Source organism: Sedimenticola hydrogenitrophicus (genome assembly GCF_029017505.1).
Taxonomy (GTDB): domain Bacteria; phylum Pseudomonadota; class Gammaproteobacteria; order Chromatiales; family Chromatiaceae; genus Sedimenticola; species Sedimenticola hydrogenitrophicus_A.
This window is the reverse complement of sequence record NZ_JAQGEI010000071.1, coordinates 1-5,599: the sequence shown is the minus strand read 5'-3', so window position 1 is coordinate 5,599 and position 5,599 is coordinate 1. Positions and strand designations below refer to the sequence as shown.

5 protein-coding genes are annotated in these 5,599 nt (G+C 63.4%); all 5 read right to left on the bottom strand.

Annotation, left to right across the window (positions count from 1 at the left end):
- Positions 1-292 precede the first annotated feature (292 nt).
- The 5 genes from hypD to O9K64_RS23075 all read right to left on the bottom strand — a co-directional run bounded on the left by hypD (position 293) and on the right by O9K64_RS23075 (position 4,898).
- Complete coding sequence (hypD, locus tag O9K64_RS23095; RefSeq protein ID WP_275100484.1) at positions 293-1,426, bottom strand: hydrogenase formation protein HypD; 1,134 nt, start codon at positions 1,424-1,426, stop codon at positions 293-295.
- A 70-nt stretch (positions 1,427-1,496) separates the two neighbouring features.
- Positions 1,497-1,733 carry a HypC/HybG/HupF family hydrogenase formation chaperone gene (locus O9K64_RS23090; protein WP_260291237.1) on the bottom strand — a complete coding sequence of 79 codons (237 nt, stop codon included), beginning with the start codon at positions 1,731-1,733 and terminating at the stop codon, positions 1,497-1,499.
- 368 nt (positions 1,734-2,101) lie between these two features.
- Positions 2,102-3,004, bottom strand: a complete 903-nt coding sequence (hypB, locus tag O9K64_RS23085) for a hydrogenase nickel incorporation protein HypB (protein ID WP_275100483.1) — start codon at positions 3,002-3,004, stop codon at positions 2,102-2,104.
- The gene (gene hypA / locus O9K64_RS23080) at positions 3,004-3,336 is read right to left on the bottom strand and encodes a hydrogenase maturation nickel metallochaperone HypA (RefSeq protein WP_335342348.1); all 333 of its coding nucleotides are present in this window, start codon (positions 3,334-3,336) and stop codon (positions 3,004-3,006) included. Before hypA ends, hypB begins: the two co-directional genes overlap by 1 nt.
- Before the next feature lie 344 nt (positions 3,337-3,680).
- On the bottom strand, positions 3,681-4,898 hold the full coding sequence (locus tag O9K64_RS23075; RefSeq protein ID WP_275100482.1) for a nickel-dependent hydrogenase large subunit: 1,218 nt from the start codon (positions 4,896-4,898) through the stop codon (positions 3,681-3,683).
- Positions 4,899-5,599: the final 701 nt, after the last annotated feature.

Genomic DNA, 5,599 nt, shown 5'->3' with positions numbered 1-5,599 from the left:
CCCCCCGTGGTTGCCCGATACCTCCGGGTTACACCCGACCCGGGCAGGCACGGGGGCCTGCCCCTACGAACGGATCGCCCGCCCGGTGTTCAACGTCCCCGTAGGGGCACCCCCCCGTGGTTGCCCGATTCTCCGGGTTGCACCCGACCCGGGCAGGCACGGGGGCCTGCCCCTACGAATGGGCTCGCCCATTCGGTGTTCAACGTCTCCGTAGGGGCAACCCCCCGTGGTTGCCCGATACCTCCGGGTTGCACCCGACCCGGTCAGGCACGGGGGCCTGCCCCTACGACATTCACGACGCTGCCTGCTCGCGGAAGCGGCCGTAGGTCCAATAGGCGGCGCAGGCCCCCTCGGAGCTGACCATGCAGGAGCCCATGGGATTCTCCGGGGTGCAGACGGTGCCGAACAGCTTGCAGTCGGTGGGCCGCTTCACACCGCGCAGGATGGCCGGGCATTCGCAGCCCTTGACGTCGGCGGCGGGAACCTCCTCCACCGGAAAACGCAACTCGGCATCGTATTTGGCAAACGGTTTCTTGATTCGCAGCGCGCTGTAGGGCACCAGCCCCAGGCCGCGCCATTCAAAGCTGCGGCGCAGCTCGAAGATCTCCGCCACCAGTCTTTTTGCCTTCAGGTTGCCCTCGGGCGAGACCACCCGGGTGTATTCGTTCTCCACGTCGTGCCGCCCCTCGTTGAGCTGGCGCACCAGCATCAGGATCGACTGCATCACGTCCAGCGGTTCGAAGCCGGCGATCACCACCGGGCGCTGGAACTCCTCGGCGAAGAACTCATAGGGCTGGCTGCCGATGATGGAGCTGACGTGGGAGGGGCCTAGGAAACCGTCCAGCGAGACGGTGCCCAGCTCGCGCACCTCGGGCGATTCCAGGATGTTCTGGATCGCCGCCGGGGTGAGCACGTGGTTGCAGAACACGGAAAAGTTCTCCAGCCCCAGCGCCTGGGCCTGCTTGATGGCGACCGCGGTGGGTGGCGTGGTGGTCTCGAAACCGATGCCGAAAAACACCACCTGTTGCTCCGGATGCTCGCGGGCGATGTTGAGCGCATCCTGGGTGGAGTAGACCATACGGATGTCCGCCCCCTGCGCCTTGGCCTTGAGCAGGCTCTTGCGCTGCGAGGCCGGCACCCGCAGCATGTCGCCGTAGGAACAAAGGGTGACGCCGTGCTGCTCGGCCATGGCGATGGCCATGTCGATACGGGCGATGGGCAGCACGCAGACCGGGCAGCCGGGACCGTGCACCAGGCGCACGTTCTCCGGCAGCAGGTCCTGCACCCCGTAACGGAAGATGGCGTGGGTGTGGCCGCCACAGAACTCCATCAGGTGATAGCGGCGCTCGGGATCGGCCTCGGCGGCGATCGCCCGGGAGAGCTTCTGCGCCGTCGCCTTGGCGCGGAACTCGTCGACGTATTTCATGCGGCACATCCCTGTGCCGCACCCTGACGGGTGGCCTGCGGCCGTGAATATTGGCTCTCCTGCCAATTTTTCATAACACCTCCTCCGCCAGCATGCCCGCCTCTTCGAACAGCTTGAGGGTGTTGGCTGCCTCCTCCTCGCTGATCTTGTTGAGGGCGTAGCCGACATGGATCAGCAGGTAGTCGCCGAGGGCGACATCCTCCACCAGCGCGGTGGAGACCTCCTTTCTCACGTTGCCCACCGAGACGGTGGCCATGTCGGCGGCTTCGTCGATTTCGACCACCTTGCCGGGAATCGCCAGACACATTGTAGTAATACCTCTGGGTTGTTCGCGGCTGAAGCCGCTCCTACAACTGTATGCATTCCCACGCAGAGCGTGGGAACGAGGAATCTCAAGCGACGTAGGGTGGGCACGTAGTTTGTGCCCACGCCGTTGCTCAGCTCCGTAAACGGCACATCCCTGTACCACTCCTCATGTACCACTCCTCACCGTTGCCGGTGGGTATGCATTCCCACGCAGAGCGTGGGAACGAGGAATGAATTCACCGCGGATGCGGGTTCTGGATCCCGGCATTCGCCGGGATGACGGGGGTTCTGGACTTAACTTAGTGCCATTCATCCTCGTGTGTTGTTAAACCTTCGCAGCAGAGCCGCTCCTACAAAGGACGCCGTGATTCAGGCCATGCGCGAACGGATCCAGGCATACCAGGCCTCCATCCCCTCGCCGCTCTTGGCCGAGAGCTGCAGCACCTCGATATCGGGATTAACCCGCCGGGCGAAGCCGATGCACTTCTCTACATCGAAATCGAGATAGGGCAGCAGGTCGGTTTTGTTCAGGATCATCAGGTCGGCGGCATGGAACATGTCCGGGTACTTCAGCGGCTTGTCCTCGCCCTCGGTAACCGACAGGATCGCCACCTTGTGCGCCTCGCCCAGGTCGAAGGCGGCCGGACAAACCAGGTTGCCCACATTCTCGATGAACAGCAGGCTGCTGTCGGCAGGCCGCAGGCTCTCCATGGCGTGACCGATCATGTGGGCATCCAGGTGGCACCCCTTGCCGGTGTTGATCTGCAGCGCCGGCACCCCGGTTTCACGGATCCGGTCGGCGTCGTTGGCGGTCTGCTGGTCGCCCTCGATGACGCTGATCGGCAACTCCGTTTTGAGATCATCGATGCTGCGGGTCAGCAGGGTGGTCTTGCCGGAACCGGGGCTGGAGACCAGGTTGAGTGCCAGGATCTGCCGCTCCTGGAATAGCTGCCGGTTGGCCGAAGCGTACTGGTTGTTCTTGCCCAGGATATCCTGCTCGATCTGCACCATGCGCGACTGGCTCATGCCGGGGGCGTGGGCATGGGCCGGCCCCTGGCCGTAGTCGTGGTGATGGCCGTGGGAGTGCGAGTGATGCCCGTCATGGGCGTGGCTGTGTTCATGGTCATGATCATGCCCATGGGTATGGCCATGTTCGTGGTCGTGATGGTGGGCGTGCTCCCCATGATGATGGTGGTGATGATCATGGGCATGACCCACGTCCTGCCCCTCGATCCGGGTCTCACCCTCGCCGCAGCCGCATACGGTACACATCAGTCCACCTCCAGTTCTTTGATTCGCAGCTCATCGCCGCCGGTAATCTGTAATTGAAAACTGCCGCACTCCGGGCAGGCGTCAAAACGCTGCCGGATCGGTACGCTCTTCGAGCACTCCAGGCACCAGGCGGTCCCGGGCAGCTCGATAATCTCCAGTCGCGCCCCCTCGGCCAGACTGTGGCTCGTCACCACATCGAAACCGAAGCGCAGCGCCTCCAGCTCCACCCCCGCCAGCGGGCCGATCTCCAGCCACACCGACTTGACCCGGCTGAACTGCTGGGCGGCGGCCTGCTCCTCCATGACCTGCAGTATCCCTTCACATATCGACATTTCGTGCATTCAACAATGCCTGTTGCTGTCTGTAAATAACACTCTTTAAGCCGCGAATGAACGCGAATTTAAAATGCTCGCAAACCTCAAAATAATTCACCTTTCAGCACCGTAGCCTGGATGGAGCCGCTACCCCCCGACAGGGAAATCGTATGCGCCAGCGGCGGCGGAATCCGGGAAGCAGGCTTCGACCGACACCATCCCGGATTTCGCCCGTCCGGGGCTGTGCGCCCGTTAGGCTTCCATGGAGTGGGCTTCATCCAGGCTACAAACTCGGCATCCATCCAAACAAAAAATCTATTTGCATTCATTCGCGTTCATTCGCGGCTAAATCTCACCCAACCTTAATCCTGTTCGATGCGTAGTTCATACCCGACACAGGGGTCGATGGCATTGATCAACAGGGCGGCTTGTTGGCGCAGCCCGTCCATTGAATCCGCCCGCAACCCCTTCAACCCCTCGGCCAGCACCCCGGTCGGATGGAAATTCCACTCGGTCGGGGCCAGGATCTGGTAACGGGCGACCCGCTCCTCCTGCAACACCACCCGGTGAACCAGCAGGCCACGGGCCGCCTCCACCTGGGCGATGCCGTTGCCCGCCGGCAGCACCGGCTCCCTGGCAGGGTCGGCATCCGTGACGTCATCTTGAGACAGTCCAACCGCACGCAGCCGGCCCGGAATTCCGGCCAGTTCCACCAGCCTGGCTGTTAACCGGGCCAACAGCCCGGAACCATCCGCTGCCACCACGGCTGCCACCAGCGGGTGCCCCAGGGCGCGGGTGAAGGGGGTGGTTTCGTGGCACTCACCCGCCAGTTGCGGGGCGGCGATGAAGCGCTGCGCATCGTCCCGCTGTAACTGCTCAAGCAAAAATGGCGTCTCCAGCCGGGGCAGCGCACCGACCGGGCTGCAACCCAGCCTGCTCCAGCCGTTGTCGTGCACCCGCTGCAGCATCCGCGCCGCCGGCGAGGCGTTATCCTCCGCCCAGCGCAACAACCCGGCAACATCCTCCAGTTCCAGCCACTGGGCGGGAGGCAACCCGAACACCTGTTCCCGCAGCACCCGCTCGAACTCCTCGATCACCGTCTCCGCCGTGCCGTCGCCCGCCGCCACCGGTTGAGCGCCTGGCATGAACGGACGCCCCTGGGGAAAGAGCGCGACGCGAAAACGCTGGATCAGCTGCATTACCTCGCCCACCCCGGTCGTCGCCGGCGGCAGGCCGAACAGCCCGGGCCACTCCAGCAGCACCCGCCACAGGTGCTCCTTGGCGGTCTCCAGCCAGACCAGGGCCTCCCGGGCAGCCTGTGTCGATTCCGGCGTCGATTCCGGATCAGGCAGTCCGAGTGCCTGTTCACAGGCAGTCACGGCGGCATGGGCCTGGGCGGTGCCGCAGACGCTGTAGAGCAGCGGCAACGTCTGCAACAGCTCCTGCACACGCTTGCCGATAAAAATCTTCGGTGTCTGTAGCGGGCGGGATGAGCGGATATCGACCCCTGTCACGATCCCTTCGGACAGTTGCAGGCCGATATCCAGCCTTCCCTCTATGTTGCCAACCGCATTACCCATCAGACCAACCAAGCCCTCCAGATTTCAGATCGTCATTACCCAACCGGGGCAGATGACGGGACCGCTGGCAGGATGAGAGCAAAATACAGGCCAGCAGACCCAAATCGGCGGGTCACCCGATGCCCCGCCAGCACCGGCGCTTCTTTCGCCATCGCACCCGCACCCCAACACGCCACCAGGAAGCCGAAAATAACTCCGTTATTTCAAATGGTTAAACAGCCATCCCGCTGCCAGGGCCGGTTCCGGTGGAGACCATCCCCCCTGCCGGCAGCAGTGGATCTCCGTGCCGACGGCGGCCGACCTGATGGAATAACTCCCAACGAGCCCAGCCAAAAACGGAAACATGGTGACCAGTCTAGAGCAAAAAGTGGAAAGTTTATTTGCTCTAGCGCAATTCCATCCCTGTTTCATCCCTGCCCCATTCCCACACCACGCAAGCGGATTAACCAGAACAGGAGAACGACTAGAAAGCGTCTATGCAGAGAAAAGCGTCGGTTTGCACCCGTGCCTGCCCGGGCGACCCATTCGTAGGGGCAGGCCCCCGTGCCTGCCCGGATTGGTTGCAACCCGGAGGGCTGGGCAACCACGGGGGGTTGCCCCTACGGGGCGTTGAACGCCGAGCGGGCGACCCATTCGTAGGGGCAGGCCCCCGTGCTTGCCCGGGTCGGTTGCAACCCGGAGGGCCGGGCAACCACGGGGGG

Bases quoted from the DNA above. Each gene is read 5' to 3' on its own strand.
- hypD (WP_275100484.1), bottom strand. From the start codon at position 1,426: ATGAAATACGTCGACGAGTTCCGCGCCAAGGCGACGGCGCAGAAGCTC.
- O9K64_RS23090 (WP_260291237.1), bottom strand. From the start codon at position 1,733: ATGTGTCTGGCGATTCCCGGCAAGGTGGTCGAAATCGACGAAGCCGCC.
- hypB (WP_275100483.1), bottom strand. From the start codon at position 3,004: ATGTGTACCGTATGCGGCTGCGGCGAGGGTGAGACCCGGATCGAGGGG.
- hypA (WP_335342348.1), bottom strand. From the start codon at position 3,336: ATGTCGATATGTGAAGGGATACTGCAGGTCATGGAGGAGCAGGCCGCC.
- O9K64_RS23075 (WP_275100482.1), bottom strand. From the start codon at position 4,898: ATGGGTAATGCGGTTGGCAACATAGAGGGAAGGCTGGATATCGGCCTG.